Origin of the sequence: Streptomyces sp. NPDC085596, assembly GCF_044541565.1 — a bacterium.
Lineage (GTDB): Bacteria > Actinomycetota > Actinomycetes > Streptomycetales > Streptomycetaceae > Streptomyces.
The window spans coordinates 510,942-534,909 of record NZ_JBITTC010000002.1; the positions used below are offsets into that span (position 1 = coordinate 510,942).

19 protein-coding genes are annotated in these 23,968 nt (G+C 73.3%); 9 read left to right on the forward strand and 10 right to left on the reverse strand.

Features of this window, described 5'->3' with window-relative positions; translation table 11 throughout:
* Nucleotides 1–140 precede the first annotated feature (140 nt).
* Nucleotides 141–374 (forward strand): hypothetical protein, encoded by a 234-nt coding sequence (locus ACIGA3_RS07970; protein WP_399711634.1) that lies wholly within the window; start codon nt 141–143, stop codon nt 372–374.
* 191 nt (nt 375–565) lie between these two features.
* Here the strand turns inward: ACIGA3_RS07970 and ACIGA3_RS07975 are convergent, their stop codons facing one another.
* Both ACIGA3_RS07975 and ACIGA3_RS07980 read right to left on the reverse strand, forming a co-directional pair.
* The gene (locus ACIGA3_RS07975) at nt 566–2,164 is read right to left on the reverse strand and encodes an AMP-binding protein (RefSeq protein WP_399712497.1); all 1,599 of its coding nucleotides are present in this window, start codon (nt 2,162–2,164) and stop codon (nt 566–568) included.
* Between the two features lie 2 nt (nt 2,165–2,166).
* Complete coding sequence (locus ACIGA3_RS07980; RefSeq protein ID WP_399711636.1) at nt 2,167–3,840, reverse strand: AMP-binding protein; 1,674 nt, start codon at nt 3,838–3,840, stop codon at nt 2,167–2,169.
* Between the two features lie 147 nt (nt 3,841–3,987).
* Here ACIGA3_RS07980 and ACIGA3_RS07985 point away from each other — a divergent pair, with 147 nt between their 5' ends.
* From ACIGA3_RS07985 to ACIGA3_RS08000, 4 genes are all read left to right on the forward strand, one after another.
* A complete protein-coding gene (locus ACIGA3_RS07985; RefSeq protein ID WP_399711637.1) occupies nt 3,988–4,821 on the forward strand; it encodes a LuxR C-terminal-related transcriptional regulator in 834 nt (277 codons plus the stop codon).
* A 188-nt stretch (nt 4,822–5,009) separates the two neighbouring features.
* The gene (locus ACIGA3_RS07990) at nt 5,010–7,847 is read left to right on the forward strand and encodes an ATP-binding protein (protein WP_399711639.1); all 2,838 of its coding nucleotides are present in this window, start codon (nt 5,010–5,012) and stop codon (nt 7,845–7,847) included.
* Nucleotides 7,848–8,083: 236 nt separating this feature from the next.
* A complete protein-coding gene (locus tag ACIGA3_RS07995; RefSeq protein ID WP_399711641.1) occupies nt 8,084–8,875 on the forward strand; it encodes a S1 family peptidase in 792 nt (263 codons plus the stop codon).
* Between the two features lie 232 nt (nt 8,876–9,107).
* The gene (locus ACIGA3_RS08000; RefSeq protein ID WP_399711643.1) at nt 9,108–9,548 is read left to right on the forward strand and encodes an SRPBCC family protein; all 441 of its coding nucleotides are present in this window, start codon (nt 9,108–9,110) and stop codon (nt 9,546–9,548) included.
* Nucleotides 9,549–9,557: 9 nt separating this feature from the next.
* On the opposite strand, the gene ACIGA3_RS08005 is transcribed toward ACIGA3_RS08000, so the two are convergent.
* Genes ACIGA3_RS08005 through ACIGA3_RS08025 form a run of 5 tightly spaced genes read right to left on the reverse strand, consistent with a single transcriptional unit; the run spans nt 9,558 to nt 15,264 of the window.
* On the reverse strand, nt 9,558–10,196 hold the full coding sequence (locus tag ACIGA3_RS08005; RefSeq protein WP_399711645.1) for a LysE family translocator: 639 nt from the start codon (nt 10,194–10,196) through the stop codon (nt 9,558–9,560).
* 54 nt (nt 10,197–10,250) lie between these two features.
* On the reverse strand, nt 10,251–11,390 hold the full coding sequence (locus ACIGA3_RS08010) for an XdhC family protein (protein WP_399711647.1): 1,140 nt from the start codon (nt 11,388–11,390) through the stop codon (nt 10,251–10,253).
* Nucleotides 11,391–11,424: 34 nt separating this feature from the next.
* Entirely contained in the window at nt 11,425–13,818 is a 2,394-nt protein-coding gene (gene pucD / locus ACIGA3_RS08015; RefSeq protein WP_399711649.1) for a xanthine dehydrogenase subunit D, read from the reverse strand.
* A gap of 1 nt (nt 13,819) precedes the next feature.
* Nucleotides 13,820–14,371, reverse strand: a complete 552-nt coding sequence (locus ACIGA3_RS08020; RefSeq protein ID WP_399711651.1) for a (2Fe-2S)-binding protein — start codon at nt 14,369–14,371, stop codon at nt 13,820–13,822.
* Complete coding sequence (locus ACIGA3_RS08025) at nt 14,371–15,264, reverse strand: FAD binding domain-containing protein (RefSeq protein ID WP_399711653.1); 894 nt, start codon at nt 15,262–15,264, stop codon at nt 14,371–14,373. Before ACIGA3_RS08025 ends, ACIGA3_RS08020 begins: the two co-directional genes overlap by 1 nt.
* 281 nt (nt 15,265–15,545) lie before the next feature.
* On the opposite strand from ACIGA3_RS08025, the gene ACIGA3_RS08030 reads away from it, so the two are divergent.
* Both ACIGA3_RS08030 and ACIGA3_RS08035 read left to right on the forward strand, forming a co-directional pair.
* Nucleotides 15,546–17,219 carry a PucR family transcriptional regulator gene (locus ACIGA3_RS08030; RefSeq protein ID WP_399711655.1) on the forward strand — a complete coding sequence of 558 codons (1,674 nt, stop codon included), beginning with the start codon at nt 15,546–15,548 and terminating at the stop codon, nt 17,217–17,219.
* 235 nt (nt 17,220–17,454) lie between these two features.
* The gene (locus ACIGA3_RS08035; RefSeq protein ID WP_399712499.1) at nt 17,455–18,222 is read left to right on the forward strand and encodes a hypothetical protein; all 768 of its coding nucleotides are present in this window, start codon (nt 17,455–17,457) and stop codon (nt 18,220–18,222) included.
* A 9-nt stretch (nt 18,223–18,231) separates the two neighbouring features.
* On the opposite strand, the gene ACIGA3_RS08040 is transcribed toward ACIGA3_RS08035, so the two are convergent.
* The gene (locus tag ACIGA3_RS08040; protein ID WP_399711657.1) at nt 18,232–19,035 is read right to left on the reverse strand and encodes a GntR family transcriptional regulator; all 804 of its coding nucleotides are present in this window, start codon (nt 19,033–19,035) and stop codon (nt 18,232–18,234) included.
* A 201-nt stretch (nt 19,036–19,236) separates the two neighbouring features.
* Here ACIGA3_RS08040 and ACIGA3_RS08045 point away from each other — a divergent pair, with 201 nt between their 5' ends.
* A complete protein-coding gene (locus ACIGA3_RS08045) occupies nt 19,237–20,079 on the forward strand; it encodes a (2Fe-2S)-binding protein (RefSeq protein WP_399711659.1) in 843 nt (280 codons plus the stop codon).
* 197 nt (nt 20,080–20,276) lie between these two features.
* The gene (locus tag ACIGA3_RS08050) at nt 20,277–21,317 is read left to right on the forward strand and encodes a DUF2637 domain-containing protein (RefSeq protein WP_399711661.1); all 1,041 of its coding nucleotides are present in this window, start codon (nt 20,277–20,279) and stop codon (nt 21,315–21,317) included.
* A 70-nt stretch (nt 21,318–21,387) separates the two neighbouring features.
* Here ACIGA3_RS08050 and ACIGA3_RS08055 read toward each other — a convergent pair whose 3' ends face one another.
* Together ACIGA3_RS08055 and ACIGA3_RS08060 are read right to left on the reverse strand one after the other, a co-directional pair.
* Nucleotides 21,388–21,849 carry an ATP-binding protein gene (locus ACIGA3_RS08055; RefSeq protein ID WP_399711663.1) on the reverse strand — a complete coding sequence of 154 codons (462 nt, stop codon included), beginning with the start codon at nt 21,847–21,849 and terminating at the stop codon, nt 21,388–21,390.
* 331 nt (nt 21,850–22,180) lie between these two features.
* A complete protein-coding gene (locus ACIGA3_RS08060; protein WP_399711664.1) occupies nt 22,181–23,923 on the reverse strand; it encodes a pyruvate dehydrogenase in 1,743 nt (580 codons plus the stop codon).
* Between the last annotated feature and the right edge of the window lie 45 nt (nt 23,924–23,968).

The following is a 23,968-nucleotide window of genomic DNA, read 5'->3' on the forward strand; positions in this document are numbered from 1 at the left end:
AAACCTGGGCGAATTCCCGCCCCCGCCTCAGGCCCCACCCCGGTCCCCCACCCCGGTCCCCCGGCCTCGGCCCCCGCGTCAGGCCCCCGCCTCGCCCCCGCCGAGTAGCGGCACCGTTCGATCCGCAGGACGCTGAAGCCATGGCCGATCCGACGCGGTATCCGCACATCGTGGTCCACCCCCCGGCGCTCGACGGCTCGCGTCGGGTCACCGAGGGGCCGGTGACGCTCGGCCTCGCCTCCCATCTGGACGATGTGATCGAGATCCTGCGCCTGGCCGACCTGGACCGGATCGAGGTCGAGGAGAGCGACCTGATCGACTGGCTGGGCGGCGGCCCGGAGGACTGGCCGGGGCTGTCCGAACACGAGCTGTGAGGCCCCGGTCGCCCGGCCAACCTCAAATCAACCTCTGAAGACCACCCGGAAGGCTTCAACCGCCTCCGGGCACGGGCAGATTGAGGGTGTGAGGTCCCGCCGGGACGGGGGTGGCGGGTCTTGCGCACGGGGGACTCGTGGGGCGCGGTCCGGCCGTACGGCCACGGGGGCGGCCGCGCCCCACGAGCGCGTCAGGAACCGTGGCTCCGGCGCAGCTCGACCTTGCGGACCTTGCCCGACACCGTCATGGGGAAGGCGTCCAGGAGCTGGAGCCGGCTCGGGATCTTGTAGTGGGCCAGCCGGTCCCGGCAGAAGGCGCGCAGTTCCTCCAGCGTGAGCGGGTCGGCCGGGTCGAGCGGGATGACACAGGCGAGGACCTCCTCGCCGTCGCGCTCGTGCGGTACACCGACCACCTGGACGTCCCGGATCCTGGGGTGGGCGTAGAGGAACTCCTCGATCTCGCGCGGGTAGATGTTCTCGCCACCCCGGATGATCATGTCCTTGATGCGGCCGACGATCTCCACGTAGCCGTCCTCGCGCATGACGGCGAGGTCGCCGGTGTGCATCCAGCGGCCGGTGTCGATGGCCTCGGCGGTCTTCGCGGGCTCCTCCCAGTAGCCGAGCATGACGCTGTAGCCGCGGGTGCACAGCTCGCCGGCCTCGCCTCGGGGCAGGGTGATGCCGGTGGCCGGGTCGACGACCTTGACCTCCAGATGCGGCAGGACGCGGCCGACGGTGCCGGTGCGATGCTCCAGGTCGTCCTCGACGCGGGTCTGGAGGGAGACCGGTGAGGTCTCCGTCATGCCGTAGCAGATGGACACCTCGGCCATGTGCATCTCGGCGACCACCCGTTTCATCACCTCCACCGGGCAGGGTGAGCCCGCCATGATGCCGGTGCGCAGGGTGGAGAGGTCGTACTCCGCGAACTCGGGGAGGTTCAGCTCCGCGATGAACATCGTGGGCACCCCGTACAGCGAGGTGCAGCGCTCCCGCTGGACGGCGTCCAGGGTGGCCTTGGGCTCGAAGGACGGGGCCGGGATGACGATGCAGGCGCCGTGGGAGGTGGCCGCGAGGTTGCCCATGACCATGCCGAAGCAGTGGTAGAACGGGACGGGTACGCAGATCCGGTCCTGCTCGGTGTAGGCGACCAACTCCCCCACGAAAAAGCCGTTGTTGAGGATGTTGTGGTGGGAGAGGGTGGCGCCCTTCGGGAAGCCTGTCGTGCCCGAGGTGTACTGGATGTTGATCGGGTCATCGCAGGACAACTCGGCCTCGCGGGAGCGCAGTTCCTCCTCCGGGACCTCGACGCCGAGTGCGGTGAACTGGTCCCAGCTCGGGTCGCCGAAGTACACCGTCCTCGTCAACTGCGGGCACTTGGGGCGTACTTCGTCCACCATCGCCCGGTAGTCGCTGCCCTTGTGCCCGGTGGAGGCGAACAGCAGCGTGACACCTGCCTGTCGGAGGACGTACTCGACCTCGTGGGTGCGGTAGGCCGGGTTGACGTTGACCATGATCGCGCCGACCTGCGCGGTGGCGTACTGGACGAGCACCCATTCCGCGCGGTTGACCGCCCAGACGCCCACCCGGTCACCCTTGGCCACCCCGGCGGCGAGCAGCGCGCACGCCAGCCGCTCGACGTCGGCGGCGAACTCGGCGTAGGTCCAGCGCCGTCCGGCGGGGACGTCGACCAGGGCCTCTCGCTCCGGCCAAGTGGCCACCGTACGGGCGAGGTTGGCGCCGATGGTGTCACCGAGCAGAGCGGTGGCGCCCGTGCCGTGCGTGTACGACAGCGTCACCGGAAGTCCTCCTCGCGGTACTCGTCCGCCGAGCCCGCGGCCGTGGCCTCGCGCAGCTCGATGCGGCGGATCTTGCCGGAGACGGTCTTGGGCAGCGGCCCGAACTCCAGCCTGCGCAGCCGCTTGTAGGGCGCGAGCACCTCGCGGGAGTGCTCGAAGAGCGCCTTGGCGGTGCCGGGTCCGGGCTCCCAGCCCTCGGCGAGCACGACGTACGCCTTCGGTACCGCGAGCCGGAGTTCGTCGGGCGCGGGGACGACGGCCGCCTCGGCCACCGCCTCGTGCTCCAGCAGCGCGCTCTCCAGCTCGAAGGGGCTGATCTTGTAGTCGCTGGCCTTGAAGACGTCGTCGCCGCGCCCCGTGTAATAGACGTATCCGTCGGCGTCCCGGGAACCGATGTCGCCGGTGCGGTAGTAGCCGTCGGCCATCGCCTCGGCGGTGCGGTCGGGGTCGCCGTGGTAGCCGGTCATCAGGCCGACGGGCCGCGCGGAGAGGTCGAGCGCGATCTCGCCCTCGGTGGCGCCGGGGGCGCCGGTGACCGGGTCGAGGAGTTCGATGCGGTAGCCGGGGCTGGGCCGCCCCATGGAGCCGGAACGCAGCTCCTGGCCGGGGCTGTTGGAGATCTGTACGGCGGTCTCGGTCTGTCCGAAGCCGTCCCGGACGGTGACGCCCCAGGCCCGGCGGACCTGTTCGACCACCTCGGGGTTGAGCGGTTCCCCGGCGGCGACGGCCTCGCGGGGCGGGGTGGCGAGCTGGGTCAGGTCGGCCTGGATGAGCATCCGCCACACGGTGGGCGGCGCGCAGAAGGTGGTGACCTGGGCCCGGTCCATCTCGGCCATCAGCCGGGCGGCGTCGAAGCGGGAGTAGTTGACGACGAAGACGGTCGCCTCGGCGTTCCAGGGTGCGAACAGGTTGGACCAGGCGTGCTTGGCCCAGCCGGGCGAGGAGATGTTGAGGTGCACGTCGCCGGGCTTGAGCCCGATCCAGTACAGGGTGGCGAGATGGCCGACCGGGTACGAGGTGTGGGTGTGCTCGACCAGCTTGGGGCGGGCGGTCGTCCCGGAGGTGAAGTACAGCATCAGCGGGTCGTCGGCGAGGGTCGGCCCGTCGGGGAGGAACCCGGCGGGGACCGCGTAGGCGTCCTCGTACGGCTCCCACGCCTCCTCGGGCAGGCCGCCGACCGAGATCCGGGTGTAGGTGCCGGGGACCTCGGCGAACTTGGCGGTGTCCTCGGCGCGCGCGATGACATGACCGACCTCGCCGCGCTCGACCCGGTCGCGCAGGTCGGCGGGGCCGAGCAGCGGGGTGGCCGGGATGACCACGGCGCGCAGCTTCATCGCGGCGAGCATGGTCTCCCACAGCTCGGCCTGGTTGCCGAGCATGACGAGGATGCGGTCCCCGGCGCCGACGCCCCTCGCGCGCAGGTGGTTGGCCACCCGTGCCGAGCGGTCGGCCAGTTCGGCGAAGGAGAGCCGGGTCTCGGTGCCGTCCTCCTCGACGATGTGCAGGGCGGTGCGGTCGTTGCCGTCCGCGATCACGTCGAACCAGTCCAGCGCCCAGTTGAAGTGCTCGAACTCGGGCCAGCGGAAGCCCTCGTAGGCGGCTGGGTAGTCCTCCCGGTGCTCCAGCAGGAAATCGCGGGCGCTGCGGAACAGCTCCGTCGGGGTCGTCATCCGTCTCCTCCTCGCTGCCGCGGTCGTCCACCACCGGGTGCACTCCCGCGTCCCGGACCATTGCCGGGCGGCTCTCCCCCATCGTCTAATCCGTGATGCGGGTCTCACCACCCCCGAACGGGGGTGGCGGCACGAAGGAGCGAGAAGGTGGCAGCAGATGCCGTGGCGACGGCGGAGATTCGGGGTGCGCTGGCCGGGCTGCGGCGGGCGACGGGACTGCCGGTCGCGTTCGGCGGAGCGGTCGGCCCCGGCGCGGCGCAGATCCGGATCAGCGAACTGAGCGGCACCGAGACCGGGGCGCTGCGCTCGCTGGTGGTGACCTCCGGCACCGGGCTCGGCGGCAGGGCGGTGGCGCTGGGCCGGGCGTGCGCGGTGCCGGACTACGCCGGCTCCCGGCGGATCAGCCACGAGTACGACGCCCCGGTGGCCGCCGAGGGCCTGCGCTCGGTGCTCGCGGTGCCGCTGGTGGTGCGGCACCGGGTGCGCGGGGTGCTGTACGGCGCGCTGCGCACCGCTCAGCCGCTGGGCGACCGGGTGCTGGACGGGGCGGTGGCGGCGGCGCGGGAGGTCGAGCGGGCGCTCGCGGTACGGGGCGAGGCGCGGGGACTGCTGGCCGCGCTCCGGCCCACTGCGGCAGCCGTACCGGAGCCGGGGGCCGGGCAGGAGCACGTACGGGAGGCGCACGCGGCGTTGCGGGCGCTGGCCCCGCGCATCGCGGACCCTGAGCTGCGCGCCGAACTGCTGGCGGCCTGCGACCTGCTGACCGCGCCCCCTACGGGTGGCAGCCCGGCGCTGGCCCCGCGCGAGCTGGACGTGCTGACGTGGGTGGCGACCGGCGCGACCAACGCGGCCGTCGCCGACCGGCTGGGCCTGCGCCCGGAGACGGTGAAGGGCTATCTGCGCGCGGCGATGCGGAAGCTGGGCGCGCACACCCGGGGGGAGGCGGTGACGGCGGCTCGCCGGGCCGGGGTCCTCCCCTAGGGGCCGCCGCCGGCCGCTCCGGCCGGCTCTGGCAACCGCCGCCGAAACATGCCATTCACATAGGCCCGCTTTGAATTTCCCGATGCTTGACGGGCTGTTATTTCCCTCACCACGACTTCTCACCGAATTCCGGGCTCCGTTGCCTAGAATTTGGCCCGGACACGACACACGAGGGGAGCGGGCGAACCGTGCGACGGGACTTCCAGGAGCCTGCCCGATGCCGCCCCGACCTGCTCATCGGCCGCGAGGAACTGTTCGCCGACGCGAAGGAACAGCTCGCCTCGGGCGGCAGTGTGCTGGTGCACGGCCCGGCCGGAATAGGGAAATCGACCTTCCTGCGGGCATTGGCCGAGGAATACGGCGCCACCGCGCACACCGTGTTGCGCTGCTCGGCGACCGAGTCCGAATCGCATCTGCCCTTCCTCGCCCTGGCCGACCTCCTCGGGCTGGTCCTGGACGAGATCGCGCCGCACCTCCCCTCGGCCCAGCTGACCGCGCTGGAGTCGGCGCTCACCGGCCGGGGCGAGTCCAGCCTCCAGCGCGACGGCCTCGCGCTGCGTCTGGCGGTGCTCTCCGCGCTGCGCGCCCTCGCCGCCCGCGGCCCGGTCCTGGTCGTCGCCGACGACCTCCAGTGGCTGGACCCGGCCAGCGCCGAACTGCTCGGCTTCGCCGCCCGCCGTCTGGAGGGCACCCCGGTGCAACTGCTGTGCGCGGTACGCACCGAGGGCCCGGAGAGCCAGGAGTACGACCGCCAGCTGCGCGCCTGTCCGCCGGACACGGCCGCCGTCCGGCTGGGCCCGCTCAACCGCGCCCAGGTGGCCCGGCTGCTCGACCACCGGGGGCACGGCGCGCTGCCCCGGTCCACGGTCCGCGAGATCCACCGCACCAGCGGCGGCAACCCGCTGTTCGCGCTGGAGCTGAGCCGCGCGCTCGCCGACAGCCCGACCCCGCCCCGGCCCGGCGAGCCGCTGCCGGTGCCGACCTCGCTGCGCGCCCTGGTGCTCAGCCGGCTGGACATGCTCTCGGTGGAGGCCCGCCGCACCCTGCTGGTGGCCAGCGCGGGCGCCCGCCCCACCCCGGCCCTGCTGCACGCGGCCGGCCGGGAGAACGCCGAGGCGGAGTGCGCCCAGGCCGCCGAACTCGGCCTGCTCGCCACCGAGCCGGAGGCCCCGGCCGTACGGTTCGCGCACCCCCTCATCTCCGCCGCCCTGTACGCGGAGGCGCCGGCGCCGGAGCGGCGGGCCGCGCACGCCGCGCTGTCCACCGCCGCCTCCGACCCGATCGAGCGCGCCCGGCACCTGGCGCTCGCCACCACCGGCGCCGACCCGGAGGTGGCGGCGAGGCTCGCCGGGGCCGCGACGCTGGCCCGCGACCGGGGCGCGCCCTCCGTCGCCGCCCAGCTCGGCCTGCTGGCCGCGCGCCGCACCCCCGCCGACGGCGTGCCCGGCCCGGAGGAGCGGCGGCTCACGGCCGCCGAGGACGCGATCACGGCGGGCGAGGTCGACCTGGCCCGTGACATCGCCCGCGAGGTGCTGAGCCGTACCGCCGTGCCCGCCGAACGGGTGCGGGCCTGGATCGTCGTCATCGACACCGCCGGCCACACCATGGCCGAGGTCGACGCCGTCTTCCCGCAGGCGCTGGCCGACGCCGGGCAGGACCCCCGGCTGCTGGCCCTGGTCAACTACCAGCTGGCCTGGCGCGCGCTCATCGTGCAGGGCGACTTCACCGAGGCCCGTACGGCCGCCGCGCACGCGGCGGCGCTGGCCGCGCACGGCGGCGACCGGCGCACCGAGCTGCTCGCCCTCGCCTTCCAGGCGCAGACGGAGACCCTGATGGGCCATCCGGAGGCGCCCCACACCATCAAGCGGGCCCTGCGCGAGCCGCAGGACGCCTCGGTGGCGTGCCATCACAACGGTGCGGGCAGCGCCCGGTTCCGCTGGCTGATCATGGGCGACCGGCTGACCGAGGCGCGCGGCACGGTGACCGCGCTGCTGGGCGAGGTGCGGCGGCGCGGCTCGGTGGAGAGCGAGGTGCACTTCCTGCGCGGACTCGCGGAGACCGAGCTGCACGCCGGGCACTGCGGCCGCGCCCTGGAACTGGCCCGCGAGGGCCTGCGGCTGGCGCGGGACTCGGGGATCGGGGAGACCGCCTCCGCGATGCTGACCTCGCTGGCCGAGGCGTCCGGCGGGGACGTGGAACGGGCGCTGGCGCTGGCCCGCGAGGCGGTGCAGCACGCCGAGCAGGACGGCGACCAGATGTATCTGTCGCGGGCGCTCGCCGCGCTCGGGTACGCCCAGTTGGTGGCCGGGGACGCGGCGGGCACGGTCCGTTCGCTGCGCCGGGTACGCCGTCTGGAGCAGGACCTCGGCATCACCGACCCGGCGCGCGGCCGCTGGCACGGCGATCTCGCGGAGGCGCTGGTCCGGATCGGTGAACCGGCCGAGGCGCAGGACCTCATCGACACCAGCCGCGAGCATGCCGAGCGGCTCGGCCGGGCGAGCGTGCTCGCCGTCCTGGACCGGGCGGAGGCCGTGGTGCGGGCGGCCCGCGGCGACCGGGAGGGGGCCCTGACCCGGCTGACGTCCGCTCAGGACCGGCTCACTGAGCTGGGCTACGGTCTTGAGGCGGCCCGCGCCGCGTTCGCCCTGGCCCAGCTGCGCGCCCGCTCCCCCGAGGGGGCCCGCAAGAGGGGCACGGCGTACGACGAGGCGACCCGGCTGTTCCGGCGCTGCCGGGCGCTGCCGTGGCTGCGCCAGGTGGACGAGGCCCGTACCGCGCCCGAGCCCGCGCCGCCGGTGCTGGTGCCGGACGCCCCGGAGGCGCTGGACGCGCTGGCGGGGCTGGCCGCGATGGAGCGTCAGGTGGCCGCGCTGGTGATGGAGGGCGCCACCAACCGGGAGATAGCCGCACGGCTGTTCGTGAGCGTGAAGACGGTGGAGGCGACCCTGACACGGGTCTACCGGAAGCTGGGTATCCGCTCACGGGTGGACATCGTCCGATTGGCCGCAGGTCGCCGCGCGAAGTGACGGCGCCCCCGGTTAACTGAGCCGGACCGAGGGTTTTCCCTCCCCTGACCCCCTAGGGGGTTCCCTCATTGGGAGGCGGGAGTTCCGGGTCCTAGCGTGAGGGGCGTGCCGCTCGCCGGGCACACGGGTTCGGGTTCCTTCCGCTCTCCGCTCCACCGGAGTCGGGGGTGCCCCGTCCCCGTGCACCACCCCCACACCCGCGCGACCCCCACCGGCAACCCCCACTGAGGAGACTCATGTTCGGGCTCAGACGTGCCAGAAAGACCGCCGCGACCGTGCTGGCCACCGCCGCCGCCGCGGCGACCGCGCTCGTGGCCGCCCCCGCGGCGAGCGCCGCGCCCCAGCCCATCGTGGGCGGCACGACCACCACCACGACCGCGTACCCGTACGTCATGCAGATCACGGACGCGTCCGGCAGCCAGTTCTGCGGCGGCACCCTGGTGTCCGCCAAGAAGGTGGTCACGGCGGCGCACTGCATGGTCGGCGAGTCGACGAGCAGCGTCCGGGTGGTCGGTGGCCGCACCTATCTGAACGGCACCAACGGCACGGTGAGCCGCGTCAGCAAGATCTGGATCAACCCGGACTACACGGACGCCACCCGCGGCGACGACGTGGCCGTGCTGACCCTGTCGACGTCGATGCCGTACACCCCGGTGTCCTACGTCTCCTCCTCCCAGACCAGCGTCTACGCGGCCGGCACCACGGCCCGCATTCTCGGCTGGGGCACCACCTCGGAGAACGGCAGCTCCTCCAACCAGCTGCGGACCGCGACCGTTCCGACGGTGTCCGACTCCAGCTGCCGTACCTCCTACGGTTCGGACTTCGTCCAGTCCGACATGGTCTGCGCCGGACTCACCTCCGGTGGCGTCGACACCTGCCAGGGCGACAGCGGCGGTCCCCTGATCATCGGGGGCGTCCTGGCAGGGATCACTTCCTGGGGCGAGGGCTGCGCGGAGGCCGGTTACCCGGGGGTCTACACCCGGCTGACCACCTTCTCCAGCCTGGTGACCGCACAGGTCAACTCGTGACCCGGAAGATTTCCCGAGCACGCTCGGGTGCATGACCAGGGGGGCGCTGCGAGCCACCACGAGCGGCCCGCAGCGCCTCCCTATCCAATGCCCGTAAGGGGCGCTCCCGGGGGCGCGCCGGTGGGCGTGCGCGGCCCCGCGCGCGCCGGTGGCACTCCGGTCCATCCGCCGGGCAGGTGACCCGCCGGGGTGAACCCCCAGGTGGCGGACGGCGATTACCTACGATCGTGGCGTGTCTCTCTTCACGCTCGAACGCACGGTCCCGCTCTCGCTCGACGAGACCTGGCGCCGACTCACCGACTGGCCCCGGCACGGCGACGTGGTGCCGCTCACCCGGATGACGGTGACCACGCCCCCGCCGACCCATGTGGGCACCCGCATCCTGGCCCGTTCGGGCGTGGGCCCGCTGGTCGTCGACGATCCGATGGAGGTCACCGTGTGGTGTCCGCCGCTGGACGACGAACCGGGGCTGTGCCGACTGGAGAAGCGTGGCCGGGTGGTCCTCGGCTGGGCGGAGATCGAGGTACGGCCGGGGCCCGGCGGGCGGACCCGCGTGCTGTGGCGGGAGGAACTGCGCGTGTCGTTCCTGCCGCGCGCCTTCGACGGTGTGGTGACGGGCGCCGCCCAGTCCATGTTCGGGCGCGCGGTGAACGGGCTGCTCAGGCGCGAGTGAGCCGGCGCCTCAGTCCGTACGGCCGGTGACCGCGACCGTCACCCCGAGCCCGATCATGGCGAGCCCGCCCGCGCCGCCGACCGCGGCCAGGCGGCCCGGTGAGCGGGCGAACCACTCCCGAGCGGCCGAGGCGGCCAGCCCCCACGCGCTGTCGCAGGCGAGCGCGATGACGTTGAACACCAGCCCGAGCAGCAGCATCTGGAGCGGCACCCGGCCCTGGGCGGGGTCGGTGAACTGGGGCAGGACGGCGGCGAAGAACACGATCGTCTTGGGGTTGGCCACCCCGACCGCGAACCCGTCCCACAGGGTGCGCGGCCCGCTGTGCGCCGGGGCGTCCCCGGTGAACGCGGCCCGCAGCGAGCCGCGCCCGCGCCACGCCGTGACCCCGAGGTACACCAGGTAGGCGGCGCCCGCGAGCTTGAGCGCGGTGAAGGCGAGGACCGAGCGCTCCACGACCGACCCGACGCCGAGCGCCACGGCCGCGACGAGCACATAGGCGCCCAGCGTGTTCCCGACGACGGTGGTGAGGGCCGCCCGGCGGCCGTGGGCGAGCGCCCGGCCGATGACGAACAGGACGCTCGGGCCGGGCACCACGATCAGCAGCAGGGACAGCGCGGCGAAGGCCAGAAGCCGGTCGGCGGGGAGCATGCCGTCATGCAAGCACGCCCGCCGCACGGGCCGTAACCGGTTTTCCGCGTGCTCTCAGGCCGGTGACCCCACCCGTACGGGCACGTCGTGGTGGATCGGGGTGTGCGCGCCGGTCAGGGAGATGCCGGTGCCGCCGCGCCGGGCGGCGACGATCTCCGCCGCGATGGACAGTGCCGTCTCCTCCGGGGTGCGGGCGCCGAGGTCGAGCCCGATCGGCGAGCGCAGCCCGGCCAGTTGGCGGTCCGTGACGCCCGCCTCGCGCAGCCGCTCCAGCCGGTCGAGGTGGGTGCGGCGGGAGCCCATCGCGCCGACGTAGGCCACCGGCAGGCGCAGGGCGAGGCACAGCAGCGGTACGTCGAACTTGGGGTCGTGGGTGAGGACGCACAGCACCGTGCGGGCGTCGGTCGCGGTGCGCTCCAGGTAGCGGTGCGGCCAGTCGACCACGACCTCGTCGGCCTCGGGGAACCGGGCGCGGGTGGTGAACACCGGCCGGGCGTCGCACACCGTGACGTGGTGGCCGAGGAACTTGCCGACGCGGACCAGCGCGGCCGCGAAGTCGACGGCGCCGAACACGATCATCCGGGGCGGGGGAACGGCAGACTCGATCAGGACGGTGACCGGGGAGCCGCAGCGCGCGCCGCGTTCGCCCACCTCCACGGTGCCGGTGCGGCCCGCGTCCAGGAAGGCGGCGGCCTCGGCGGCGATCGTACGGTCCAGTTCGGGGTGGCCGCCGAAGCCGCCGTGCCGGGTGCCGTCGCCGTGGACGAGCAGGGCGCCGCCGAGGAGGCCGGGCGGGCCCGTCACGATCCGGGCGAGCGCCACCGCCCCGCCGCTCGCGGCGGCGGCCAGCGCGGTGGCGAGCACCGGCCGGTCCTGACTGTCGGCGCGGACCGGCACCACCAGCACGTCGATGGTTCCGCCGCAGGTCAGCCCGGTGCCGAGGCCGTCCTCGTCGTCGTACCCGAAGCGCTCCAGCACGGGCCGGCCGTCCGCCAGTGCCTGTTGGCACAGCTCGTACACCGCGCCCTCCACGCAGCCGCCGGAGACCGAGCCGACGGCTGTGCCCTCGGCGTCGACCGCGAGGGCGGCGCCGGGTCGGCGCGGGGCGCTGCCGCTGACGGCGACCACGGTGGCGACCGCGAAGTCACGGCCCTGCGCGGCCCATTCGTTCAGTTCGCCGGCGATGTCCAGCATCCGGTGGCCTCCTGACGGATCGCGCGAGCCGGTCTCATGCCGTGCCGGTGAGGTGCTCGGGCCGTACCGGGGTGCGGTTCAGCTCGAGTCCGGTCGCCGCGCGGATGGCGGCGAGCACGGCCGGGGTGGACGACAGGGTGGGGGCCTCGCCGACGCCCCGCAGTCCGTAGGGGGCGTGGTGGTCGGCGAGTTCGAGGACGTCGACCGGGATGGTCGGGGTGTCGAGGATGGTCGGGATCAGATAGTCGGTGAAGGACGGGTTGCGTACTTTCGCCGTCACCGGGTCCACGAGGATCTCCTCCATCACCGCGACGCCGAGGCCCTGCACGGTGCCGCCCTGGATCTGGCCGAGCACGGAGAGCGGGTTGAGGGCCTTGCCGACGTCCTGGGCGCAGGCCAGCTCGACCACCTTGACGAGGCCCAGTTCGGTGTCGACCTCGACCACGGCTCGGTGCGCGGCGAAGGAGTACTGCACGTGTCCGTCGCCCTGGCCGGTGTGCCGGTCGAAGGGCTGGGTCGGGCGGTGCCGCCACTCCCGCTCGATCTCGACGCTCTCGCCCTCCAGCACATCGGCGAGACCGGCGAGGACTTCACCGCCGTCGGTGACCACCTTGCCGCGCTCCAGCAGGAGTTCGGCCGTGGCCCAAGCCGGGTGGTACGTACCGAACTTGCGGCGCCCGATCTCCAGCACCCGTTCCCGCACCAGCGCGCAGGCGTTACGGACGGCGCCGCCGGTGACGTACGTCTGCCGGGAGGCGGAGGTCGAACCGGCGCTGCCCACACGGGTGTCGGCGGGCTGGATGGTGACCTTCTCCACGCCGAGTTCGGTGCGGGCGATCTGGGCGTGCACGGTGACTCCGCCCTGGCCGACCTCCGCCATCGCGGTGTGCACGACGGCGACCGGTTCCCCGGCTACGACCTCCATGCGGACCCTGGCGGTGGAGTAGTCGTCGAACCCCTCGGAGAAGCCGACGTTCTTGATGCCGACCGCGTAGCCGATCCCGCGGACGACGCCTTCGCCGTGCGTGGTGTTGGAGAGGCCGCCGGGCAACTGCCGTACGTCGGCGCCCTCACTGGACTCCCACTGGCGCTCGGGCGGCAGCGGCATCGCCTTGACGCGGCGCAGGAGTTCGGCGACCGGCGCGGGCGAGTCGACCACCTGCCCGGTGGGGAGGGTGCTGCCCTGTTCCATCGCGTTGCGCTGCCTGAACTCCACCGGGTCCAGGCCGAGTTCCCTGGCCAGCTTGTCCATCTGGGCCTCGTAGGCGAAGCACGCCTGGACCGCGCCGAAGCCGCGCATGGCCCCGCAGGGCGGGTTGTTGGTGTAGAGCGCGAGGGCCTCGATGTCGACGTGGTCCACGTTGTACGGCCCGATGCCGAGGGAGGCGGCGTTGCCGACCACGGCCGGGGAGGCGGAGGCGTAGGCGCCGCCGTCCAGGACGATCCGGCACTTCACATGGGTGAGCAGGCCGTCCCTGGTCGCGCCGTGCTCGTAGGTCAGCTTGGCCGGGTGGCGGTGGACATGGCCGAAGAAGGACTCGAAGCGGTCGTAGACGATCTTCACCGGCCTGCCGGTGCGCAGGGCCAGCAGGCAGGCGTGGATCTGCATCGACAGGTCCTCGCGGCCGCCGAACGCGCCGCCGACCCCGGCGAGCGTCATCCGCACCTTGTCCTCGGGCAGGCCCAGGACGGGGGCGATCTGGCGCAGGTCGGAGTGGAGCCACTGGGTGGCGATGTAGAGGTGGACCCCGCCGTCCTCCTCGGGGACGGCGAGCCCGGACTCGGGGCCGAGGAACGCCTGGTCCTGCATGCCGAAGGTGTACTCGCCGCGCACGATCACATCGGCCCGCGCGGCGGCCGCGGCCGCGTCGCCGCGCACGATGGGCTGGCGGTGCAGGATGTTGGGGTGGGACACGTAGGGGGCGTGGTGGTCCGTGCGGCCCTCGTGGACCAGGACCGCGTCGGGGGCCGTGGCGGACGACTCGTCGGTGATGACCGGCAGTTCGCGGTACTCGACGCGGATCTTGGCGGCTGCCCGGCGGGCGGTCTCGGGGTGGTCGGCGGCGACGACGGCGACGGGTTCGCCGTGGTGGCGGACCTTGCCGTGGGCGAGGACCGGGGTGTCCTGGATCTCCAGGCCGTAGGTGCGCACGTCGGCGGGCAGGTCGTCGTAGGTCAGGACGGCGTGCACGCCGGGCAGGGCCAGGGCCTCGGAGGTGTCGATGGACACGATCTCGGCGTGGGCGACGGTGGAGCGCAGCAGATGGCCCCAGAGCATGTCCTCGTGCCACAGATCGGAGGAGTAGGCGAACTCGCCGGTGACCTTGAGGATGCCGTCGGGGCGCAGCGTGGACTCGCCGATGCCGCCTGCGGTCCCGGTGCCCTGGGTGAGTTTCGTGGGGACGCCGGCCGGTCCGGTTCGGGGCATGTCAGACCTCCTCGGCCTGCCGGGCGGCCGCCAGGCGGACCGCGTCCATGATCTTCTCGTAGCCGGTGCAGCGGCAGAGGTTGCCGGAGAGCGCTTCGCGGATGTCAGCGTCGGCGGGCTCCGGGTTCTGCTCCAGGAGTTCGTCGGCGGCGACCAGCAGACCAGGGGTGCAGAAGCCGCACTGGACGGCGCCCGCGTCGATGAACGCCTGCTGGATGGGCGCGAGTTGGGCGCCCTCTCCCGGCACCGGCTGCCAGCGGCGGGCCTCGTCCAGGCCCACGCCGGGTGCGGCGGTCCGGCGCCGTTCCGCGTGGTCGGCCAGGCCCTCGACGGTGACGACGTCGCGGCCCTCGGCCTGGCCCGCCGCGACCAGACAGGAGCAGACCAGCTCGCCGTCCAGGCGGACGGTGCAGGACCCGCACTCGCCCTGTTCGCAGGCGTTCTTGGCGCCGGGCAGGCCGAGGCGTTCGCGCAGCACGTAGAGCAGGGACTCGCCCTCCCAGACGTCGTCGGCCTGCTGCGGGCGTCCGTTGACGGTCAGACTGACGCGCATCACGCGGCTCCTTCGGTGGCTCGGCGCTCTCCCCGGTACGACTCCCAGGCCCACATCAGCGTGCGGCGGGCCAGCACGCCGATCGCGTGGCGGCGGTAGTCGGCGGTACCGCGCACATCGTCGATGGGGTTGCAGGCGGCGGCGCACAGGGCGGCGAACTGCTTCACGGCGGAGGGGGCGATGACTTGCCCGTTCTCCCAGAACCCGCCTTCCTCCAAGGCCGAGTCGAGGAACTGTTCGGCCACCTCCGCCCGGATCGGGGTGGGCGCGGCGGAGCCGATACCGGTGCGGACGGTACGGGTCTCGGGGTGCAGGGCGAGGCCGAAGGCGCAGACGGCGATGACCATGGCGTTGCGGGTGCCGACCTTGGAGTACTGCTGGGGGCCGTCCGCCTTGGCGATCCGGACGGCGCGGATCAGTTCGTCGGGCTGGAGGGCGTTGCGCTTGACCCCGGTGTAGAAGGCGTCGATGGGGATGAGCCGGGTGCCGCGCGCCGCCGACTCCACCTCGACCTCGGCCCCGGCCGCGAGCAGTGCCGGGTGGGCGTCACCGGCGGGCGAGGCGGTGCCGAGGTTGCCGCCGACGCCGCCCCGGTTGCGGATCTGCGGGGAGGCGACGGTGTGCGCGGCGAGCGCGAGACCGGGCAGCTCGGCGCGCAGATGACGCATGATCCGGGCGTACGGGACGGAGGCGCCCAGCCGTACGGTGTCCGCGCCGGTCTCCCACTCGGCCAGTTCGCCGATGCGGGTGAGGTCGAGGAGGTGGGTGGGGCGGCGGTGGTCGAAGTTGATCTCCACCATCACATCGGTGCCCCCGGCGATCGGCACGGCGGTGGGGTGCTCGGCCTTCGCGGCGAGCGCCTCCTCCCAGCCGGCGGGGCGAAGGAAGTCCATGGCCGGCTCTCTTCTTCCGTCTCGTGACACGGGGGTCGTGGAGTCAGTACACCGGTGTTCTTCCAACGGGGTCAGTCACCGAAAACCCGAAGGAGTTGGCTGGCCACGGCGGTCATCTTGTAGATTCGTATGAACGAAGGCCATCGGCAACCTCTCTGTTTTCCCCGTGAAACACAGGAGACACCGCAGGTGCGGGGCACGGCCCGCGCGCCCCGCACCGGCTCCGCCTCCGTCACCCATCAGGATCAAGCGAAGTTTCGACACAGAACGGCGGCGACGAGATGCGGCTGCGCGCACTGCTGGACACCGACGCGCTGGGGCTGCGGCTGCTCGGCGGCGAGGACGAGCTGGACCGTACGGTCCGCGGGGTCATGACGACCGACCTGCGCGACCCGAGCCGCTATCTCTCCGGCGGCGAACTGGTCCTCACCGGCCTGGCCTGGCGCCGGGACGCCGCCGACTCCGAGCCGTTCGTCCGCCTCCTGGTGCAGGCCGGGGTCACCGCCCTGGCGGCCGGGGAGGCCGAGCTGGGCGACGTGCCGGAGGACCTGGTGCTGGCCTGCGCCCAGCACCGGATGCCGCTGTTCGCCGTGCACGAGTCGGTGGCCTTCGCCACCATCACCGAGCACGTCGTGCGCCAGGTCTCCGGCGAGCGGGCCGGTGACCTGGCCGCCGTGGTGGACCGGCACCGGCGCATGATGACCTCCGGCCCGGCGGGCGGCGGCCCGGACGTGGTCCTCGACCTGCTCGGCAGCGACCTCGACCTGCGCGCCTGGGTGCTCTCCCCCACCGGACGCCTGATAGCCGGGTCCAAGGTCGCGGGCCCGGCGCTGCCCCCCGACACCTGCGCACGGCTCGCCGCCGAGCACCTCGCCGCCGTACGCACCGGGCGGCGCGGACCGCACCGGGTGCAGCTGGAGGGCACCACGTACTCCCTGTTCCCGGTCCGCTCCTCCGGCCGCGCCCCGCAGGCCGTACGGGACGTACGCGAGACGGTGCTGTCGGACTGGCTGCTGGCCGTCGACGCGGACGCCGCCGAGTGGCCCGAGGAGCGGCTCGACCTGCTCCAGGGCGTCACCCAGCTGATCGCCGTCGAGCGGGACCGGCGCGACGCCGCCCGCACGGTGCGCCGCCGGCTCGCCCAGGAGGTGCTGGAGCTGGTGCAGAGCGGCGCGGCGCCCGCCGAGATCGCGGCGCGCCTGAGGGTCGCCGCGCCCGTGTTGCTGCCGGGGCTCGGGGCGGCCCCGCACTGGCAGGTGGTCGTGGCCCGTGTCGAGTGGGAGGACGGCGCCGTCGCGGGCGGGCCGGTCGCCCAGTCGCTGCTGGAGGAGGTCCTCGTCGACCCGCTGGCCACCGGCCCGGAGCCGGCCGACCGGGTCGCCGTCGCGCACACCGGGGACGAGGCCGTGGCGCTGGTGCCGCTGCCCGCCGTCTCCGCCGAGCACGACGGCTCCGAGGCCGGCCTGCACGCCGACGCGCTGCTGCGCTCGGTGCGCGAGGCGCTGTCGGCGGGGCTGGAGGGCGACGGACGGCTCACCCTGGGCGTCAGCGCCGCGGTGCACTCGGCGGAGGGGCTGCGCGGGGCGCTGGAGGAGGCCCGGCACGCCCGCCGGGTCGCCGCGGCCCGTCCCGGCCGGGTGTGCGCCGCCGGGCACCAGGAACTGGCGTCGCACGTGCTGCTGCTGCCGTTCGTCCCGGACGACGTGCGCCGCGCCTTCACCGCCCGGCTGCTGGACCCGCTCACGGAGTACGACCGCCGCCACCGGGCCGAGCTGATCCCGACGCTGGAGGCGTTCCTCGACTGCGACGGCTCCTGGACCCGGTGCGCGGGCCGGCTCCATCTGCACGTCAACACCCTGCGCTACCGGGTGGGCCGCATCGAGCAGTTGACGGGCCGCGACCTCTCCCGCCTGGAGGACAAGCTCGACTTCTTCCTCGCCCTGAGGATGAGCTGAGGGTGGGCTGAGGGTGGGCTGAGCACACCCCCACGCCCGTGATCAGCGGCGGTCGGTGCCGGGGACCGAATTCGATCTTCCGGCGCCACCCGGCGGCCAATCGGCCACCCCTCCGCAACTTTGTGAAAAGTTTCACCCACCCTCTTGGCCTGGCCCGGTGATCGGTGCTGGAATGCACGCCACCACTCAACAGCTCGACGGCGTGCTCGGGGAGGGCAACGTGGCGCATCCCGCCATGTCTGGTAACGGAACGACCGCCGATGACGATCCGCTCCAGACCGCGGTGTGGCGGCTGCGCTCGCGGGCCTGCTGGGCCGACGCGGCGGCCCTCCTGCCCACGGACACCCCGAGGGCGACGCTCCAGCGGGCCACGCTGCTGGTGGAGCGGTGCCTGTACACCGAGCGGGGCTGGGAGGCGGCCGAGGGCGCGCTGCGCACCGCCGAGGCGCGGGCGCTCAGCGACGAGGAGCGCGGGGCGGCCGCCTGCGAGCGCGGCCAGCTCGCCTACGCCGCAACGCTGCACGGCGTACGGGACCGGGCGGACGAGGCGCGGGCCGCGCTGGGCCGGGCGGCGGCGCTGATCGCGCCGGGGGCGCCGGGGCGGGCCCTGCTGGACTTCCGCCGGGGCCTGCTCGCCGAGAACCTGACCCACTCCCCGCAGGCCGCCCGCGCGGCCTACCGCCGGGCCCACGCGGGCGCCACCGCGCAGGCAGACCCGCTCCTGCTCTCCTTCACCTGGCGTCACCTCGCCGGACTGGCCCTGCGCGAGGGCGAGTTGGCCGAGGCCCGGCACGGCTTCACCGAGTCCCTCCGCCTGCGCGAGGAACTGGGCTACCTGGTGGGCACGGCCCCCGCCCTGTTCTCCCTCGCGGAGACCGAACCCGAACCGGAAGCCTCCCGCCTCCGCGAAGAAGCCCGCCGCCTCTTCCGCCTCCTGGGCGGAGTCCCCACCTGGCTCGCGGAACACCTGACCCCGCCAACGCCGGGGGCGGCGACGGCCTGAGGGCGGTTCTCAGTCCCGCTGCGCGAAATGTTCCGCCACGAGTCCCGCCACCACATCCAGCTCGCCGGAGGCCAACGCGTCCAGCAGGGCGGTGTGTTGGGCGGCGTCCCGGAGCAGGACGGCTCGGTGCTGGCGGGGCGGGGTGCCCACCAGGGGCCACTGGGCGCGGCGGTGGAGGTCTTCCGCGATGCGGAGGAGTTGTTCGTTGCCCGCGAGGGCGAGGAGGGCGCGGTGGAAGGCGCGGTCGGCCTCGGCGTAGCGGGCGGGACAGCCGGAGGCGGCCGCGCGGGCCGTGTCCTCGGCGAGCGGGCGCAGCTCGGCGAAGCGGGCGGCCGGGACGGTACGCGCCAGCCGCAGCAGGACGGGGACTTCGAGCAGCGCCCGCACCTCGGCCAGCTCGGCCAGCTCGCGGGCGCCGCGCCGCACCACCCGGAAGCCCCGGTTGGGGACGACCTCGACGGCGCCCTCCAGCGCGAGCTGCTGCATGGCCTCACGGACCGGCGTGGCCGAGACCCCGAAGCGGTCGCCGAGCACCGGTGCCGAATAGACCTCGCCGGGGCACAGTTCGCCGGTCGTCAGCGCGGAGCGCAGCGCGTCGAGGATCTGCCCGCGCACCGAGGCCCGCTGCACGAGCGCGCGCGGCCGGGGCAGCGGCGGCTCGCTGTGCGTGTGCTCACCCCGTACGCCGGAGGTGCCGTCGGCCCGCTCGCGGGTCTCGGCGGCTCCGGACTGGGCCGGTACCCGCGTGGCGGCGGGCCGCGCGGCGTGCCAGGGCAGCCCCGTCCCGGAGACGTCGTGCAGGCCCTGCTTCACGGGTCCTCCTCGGGCTGGTCGGCGGCCGGGGCTTCGGGGCGCCCCGCCCTGGGGCCGGGCCCCTGACACGGACGACGGACCGTCACATGTCCGTCAAGCACCTTAGGCGCAGGAGGCGGCAGTTCAAATTCCCGGAAAGACGGGTAAGGTAAGCCTTACCTCTACGCCCGCCCCCGTGTTCGAAGGATCGGTGGTCCCGTCATGCTCGCTACGGCCTCGCCGCTCACCGCAGCGTACGCCCGGCTCGGCGAGGTCTATCCGGGACTGAGCGTGACGGTCCTGGAGGACACGGCGCACACCCTGCCCGCGGGCGACGGCTGGGTGACCGCCGACGGGCTCGCCGCGGGCGGCGCCCAGCTCGACTCCTTCCTCGCGTGGGACGACGCCCAGGTGCTGCGGGACTACGGTCAGCACGCCCGCCCGGACGTCATCGCAAGCTTCGGGCTGCACCGCTACGCCTGGCCCGCCTGCCTGCTCATCACCGTCCCCTGGTTCCTGCACCGCCGCGTACCCCGGCTGCCCGCGGCCCACGTCGCCTACCACCGCACCGAGGGCCGGATGACCGTACGGCCGGGAACCTTCGCCTGCCTGCCGGACGACCCGGCGGCCGGGCTGCCCGAGGCGGTCGTCATGGCCGACGAGGAGGCGCTGCGGGCCGAGGTGCGCGCGGCCGTCGCCGAGCACCTGGAACCGGTGCTGGGCGGCTTCGGTCCGCGCATGCGGCGGCGCGGCCGCGCGCTGTGGGGCATGGCGACGGACGAGATCGTCGAGGGCCTGTGGTACCTCGCCTCCCTCTTCGGCGAGGGCGAGGAGCACCGCGCGATGCGCGAGCTGGAGCTGCTGCTGCCGGGCGCGACCCGGCCGTACGCGGGCTCGGCCGCCTTCCGTGAGCTGACCGGTCCGGCCGGCGAGCCGCTGTCCACCCGCGACCGGGTCAGCTGCTGCATGTTCTACACGCTGCGCCCCGAGGACACCTGCGCCACCTGCCCGCGCACCTGCGACAGCGACCGGATCGCCAAGCTGACCGCCGCCGTGGCCGCCTGAGCCCGCCGGAACCACTCGTTCGAGCGACGTTAATCGAACTCAACAACCCCTTCGCAGCAGACAGTTCGAGCAAAACAGCGCCACCGCTCCGCCCTCGCGCCCCTTTGGCGGACCGTTGCCTCGAAATCCCCGGCCGGGCGCCGGGAATGGGTCACTATGACGGGCGATACGCCCTATCCCAAGGCAAGGGACCCCTGATGCGAATGACCGACATATCGCTGAACTGGCTGCTTCCGGGCGCCGTGCTGCTCCTGGGCGTGCCGGCGGCGATCGCGGTGCTCGCGCGCGGCAAGCGCTCCTCCGGGGAGAAGGCGGGCTCCGACGACTCCTGGGAACGCAGCGAGGAGCGCCGCAGGCGCAAGGAAGCCGTCTACGGAACCGCCTCGTACGTCCTGCTGTTCTGCTGTGCGGCGGTCGCGGCGGCCCTCTCCTTCCACGGCCTGGTCGGATTCGGCGAGCAGAACCTCGGGCTCACCGACGGCTGGCAGTACCTGGTGCCGTTCGGCCTGGACGGCGCGGCCATGTTCTGCTCGGTCCTCGCCGTGCGCGAGGCCAGCCACGGCGACGCCGCCCTGGGTTCCCGGATGCTGGTGTGGATGTTCGCCGCGGCCGCGGCCTGGTTCAACTGGGTGCACGCGCCCAGGGGGATCGGCCACGACGGGGCGCCGCAGTTCTTCTCCGGCATGTCCCTGTCGGCGGCGGTGCTGTTCGACCGGGCGCTGAAGCAGACCCGCCGGGCGGCCCTGCGTGAACAGGGTCTGGTGCCGCGTCCGCTGCCCCAGATCCGCATCGTCCGCTGGGTGCGGGCGCCCCGCGAGACCTACGGGGCCTGGTCGCTCATGCTCCTGGAGGGCGTGCGCAGCCTGGACGAGGCGGTCGAGGAGGTGCGCGACGACAAGCGGGAGAAGATCGAGACCCGGCAGCGCCGGCGCGACCAGCAGCGCGTGGAGCGTGCCCAGTTGAAGGCGCTCACCCGAGGCGCCCGAGGCATCGTGGGACGGACACCCGCGCGGACGGTGGAGGTGCAGATGGACCGCGCCCCCGCCCCGGCGACCGGGGAGCCCGCCATAGCGGCGGCGGACAAGCTGACCGCCCGTTCGCGGCCCTCCCTGCAATCGGTCCGCAAGGGCAGCGAACCGGTCACCGTCGACCTCACCGCGGAGGACGACACGATGGCCCTGCCCCGGCTCGACTCGCTGGAGCGCAAGCTGAAGGACCTTGAGCAGCAGTTCGGTTGAGCACAGCGGCGGCGACGGGGCGGGGGCACGGTTCTGGTGGACCGTGCCCCCGCCCCGTCGCCGTATCCGCCTACGCGGCCTCGGCGCCCAGCTCGAACCACACCGACTTGCCCACCTCGTGCGCCCGTACCCCCCAGGCGTCCGCGAGGGACTGCACCAGGACCAGGCCCCGGCCGTTGGTGTCCTCGTCGGGGTCCGCGGCGCGCATCCGCGGTCCGCGGGCCACGAAGTCCCGTACCTCCACGCGGAGTCCGCGCGGGGAGACGACGGCGGTGAGGACCGCGTCGTCGTCGGTGTGCACCAGGGCGTTGGTGACGAGTTCGCTGGTGAGCAGTTCGGCTATGCCGGACCGGTCGGGCCGGTCCCAGTGCCGCAGCAGGGCGCGCAGTTCACGCCGCGCCTCGGGCACCGCCGCGAGGTCGGCGCGCGTCAGTTCGCGTCTGAGCCGGTGCGCCTCACGCGTGCCGCCCGTGTCGCCGTCTCCCGTGTCTCCCGCGTCTCCCGTGTCCGCCGGGGAAGCCCCCACTGCCATGGGACCGCCTCTTCGCGCCTGCCTCGTCATGACCCCCGCCCACACGTCGCCGGCCCTCCCTCTCCTGGTCGACCGCGTCCACGACGGATGGTTGCCCAGCGGACCCGGGGCCAGTCATGACCGCCGTCCGACCGCCGGATGTTCGGCCACGCACGGCGGGCACACGGGCCGCCCACCGGGAGTCCCGGCACCCGTACCGAAAGCGCCGTGGCGGCCGAAAAACGCCGCAGGAGCCATCTGACGGCTCCTGCGGACCCATTCGGACACCCAGTGCCCCCAATCGGTCACACGCGGTGAAACTGACCGGAAATCACCGTTCCTCAGGGCGACTTCAGGGTCGGGGCACGTTGCGGAGGTTGGAGCGGGCCATCTGGAGCATCCGGCCGACGCCGCCGTCCAGCACGATCTTCGACGCGGACAGCGCGAACCCGGTGACCATGTCGGCCTTGATCTTCGGCGGGATCGACAGGGCGTTGGGGTCGGTGACGACGTCCACCAGGGCGGGACCCTTGTGCCTGAAGGCGTCCCTGAGCGCCCCGGCCAGTTGCTTCGGCTTCTCCACCCGCACCCCGAAGGCACCGCAGGCGCGGGCGACTTCGGCGAAGTCGGGGTTGACGTCGGTGGTGCCGTACGAGGGCAGGCCCGCGACCAGCATCTCCAACTCCACCATGCCGAGTGCGGAGTTGTTGAACAGCACGATCTTCACCGGCAGGTCCTGCTGCACCAGCGTCAGGAAGTCGCCCATCAGCATGGTGAATCCGCCGTCACCGGCCATGGCGATGACCTGCCGGTCGCGGTCGGTGAACTGGGCGCCGATCGCCATGGGCATCGCGTTCGCCATCGAGCCGTGCGAGAACGAACCGATGATGCGGCGGCGGCCGTTGGGCGAGATGTAGCGCGCGCCCCAGACGTTGTTCATCCCGGTGTCGATGGTGAAGATCGCGTCGTCATCGGCGATCTCGTCCAGCACGGACGCCACGTACTCGGGGTGGATGGGAACGTGCTTGTCCACCTTGCGGGTGTACGCCTTGACCACGCCCTCCAGCGCGTCGGCGTGCTTCTTCAGCATCTTGTCCAGGAAGCGGCGGTCCGTCTTCTCCCGGACCCGGGGAATCAGACAGCGCAGCGTCTCGCGGACATCGCCCCACACCGCGAGGTCCAGCCGGGAGCGCCGGCCGATGACCTCGGGCCGTACGTCGATCTGCGCGATCTTCACGTCGTCGGGCAGGAACGCGTTGTACGGGAAGTCGGTGCCGACCAGGATCAGCAGCTCGCACTCGTGGGTGGCCTCGTAGGCGGCGCCGTAGCCGAGCAGCCCGCTCATGCCGACGTCGTACGGATTGTCGTACTGAATCCATTCCTTGCCGCGCAGGGCGTGCCCCACCGGGGACTTGACGCGTCCGGCGAACTCCATCACCTCGGCGTGGGCGCCCGCCGTGCCCGCGCCGCAGAACAGCGTGACCTTGTCGGCCTGGTCGATCATCTCCACCAGGCGGTCGATCTCGGCGTCGCCGGGGCGGATCGTGGGCCGGGAGGTGACCAGGGCGCTCTCGAAGGACTGGTCCGGCGCGGGCTGGTCGGCCACGTCACCGGGCAGGGTGACGACGCTGACCCCGCGCTGCCCGATCGCGTGCTGGATGGCGGTCTGGAGCAGCCGGGGCATCTGCTTCGGGTTGGAGATCATCTCGCTGTAGTGGCTGCACTCCTGGAACAGCCGCTCCGGGTGCGTCTCCTGGAAGTAGGAGAGGCCGATCTCGCTGGACGGGATGTGGGAGGCCAGGGCCAGCACGGGCGCCATGGAGCGGTGGGCGTCGTAGAGGCCGTTGATGAGGTGCAGGTTGCCGGGGCCGCAGGAGCCCGCGCAGGCGGTCAGCTTGCCGGTGATCTGCGCCTCGGCGCCGGCCGCGAAGGCGGCGACCTCCTCGTGGCGCACATGCACCCAGTCGATCGCGGCGTTGCGGCGCACGGCGTCCACGACCGGGTTGAGGCTGTCCCCGACGACGCCGTACATACGGCGCACCCCGGCGCGGGCGAGGATGTCGACGAACTGCTCGGCGACGTTCTGTTTGGCCATGACGGTCGTCCGCCCCTTCGCGGTCCCGGAAATACGCCCCTGCCG

Excerpts from the sequence above, each read along its gene's own strand:
- ACIGA3_RS08035 (WP_399712499.1), top strand. The coding sequence starts at position 17,455 with ATGTCTGGTAACGGAACGACCGCCGATGACGATCCGCTCCAGACCGCG.
- pucD (WP_399711649.1), bottom strand. The coding sequence starts at position 13,818 with ATGCCCCGAACCGGACCGGCCGGCGTCCCCACGAAACTCACCCAGGGC.
- ACIGA3_RS08025 (WP_399711653.1), bottom strand. The coding sequence starts at position 15,264 with ATGGACTTCCTTCGCCCCGCCGGCTGGGAGGAGGCGCTCGCCGCGAAG.
- ACIGA3_RS07995 (WP_399711641.1), top strand. The coding sequence starts at position 8,084 with ATGTTCGGGCTCAGACGTGCCAGAAAGACCGCCGCGACCGTGCTGGCC.
- ACIGA3_RS08010 (WP_399711647.1), bottom strand. The coding sequence starts at position 11,390 with ATGCTGGACATCGCCGGCGAACTGAACGAATGGGCCGCGCAGGGCCGT.
- ACIGA3_RS08045 (WP_399711659.1), top strand. The coding sequence starts at position 19,237 with ATGCTCGCTACGGCCTCGCCGCTCACCGCAGCGTACGCCCGGCTCGGC.
- ACIGA3_RS08005 (WP_399711645.1), bottom strand. The coding sequence starts at position 10,196 with ATGCTCCCCGCCGACCGGCTTCTGGCCTTCGCCGCGCTGTCCCTGCTG.
- ACIGA3_RS08030 (WP_399711655.1), top strand. The coding sequence starts at position 15,546 with ATGCGGCTGCGCGCACTGCTGGACACCGACGCGCTGGGGCTGCGGCTG.
- ACIGA3_RS08060 (WP_399711664.1), bottom strand. The coding sequence starts at position 23,923 with ATGGCCAAACAGAACGTCGCCGAGCAGTTCGTCGACATCCTCGCCCGC.
- ACIGA3_RS08055 (WP_399711663.1), bottom strand. The coding sequence starts at position 21,849 with ATGGCAGTGGGGGCTTCCCCGGCGGACACGGGAGACGCGGGAGACACG.
- ACIGA3_RS08020 (WP_399711651.1), bottom strand. The coding sequence starts at position 14,371 with ATGCGCGTCAGTCTGACCGTCAACGGACGCCCGCAGCAGGCCGACGAC.
- ACIGA3_RS08050 (WP_399711661.1), top strand. The coding sequence starts at position 20,277 with ATGCGAATGACCGACATATCGCTGAACTGGCTGCTTCCGGGCGCCGTG.
- ACIGA3_RS07980 (WP_399711636.1), bottom strand. The coding sequence starts at position 3,840 with ATGACGACCCCGACGGAGCTGTTCCGCAGCGCCCGCGATTTCCTGCTG.
- ACIGA3_RS07970 (WP_399711634.1), top strand. The coding sequence starts at position 141 with ATGGCCGATCCGACGCGGTATCCGCACATCGTGGTCCACCCCCCGGCG.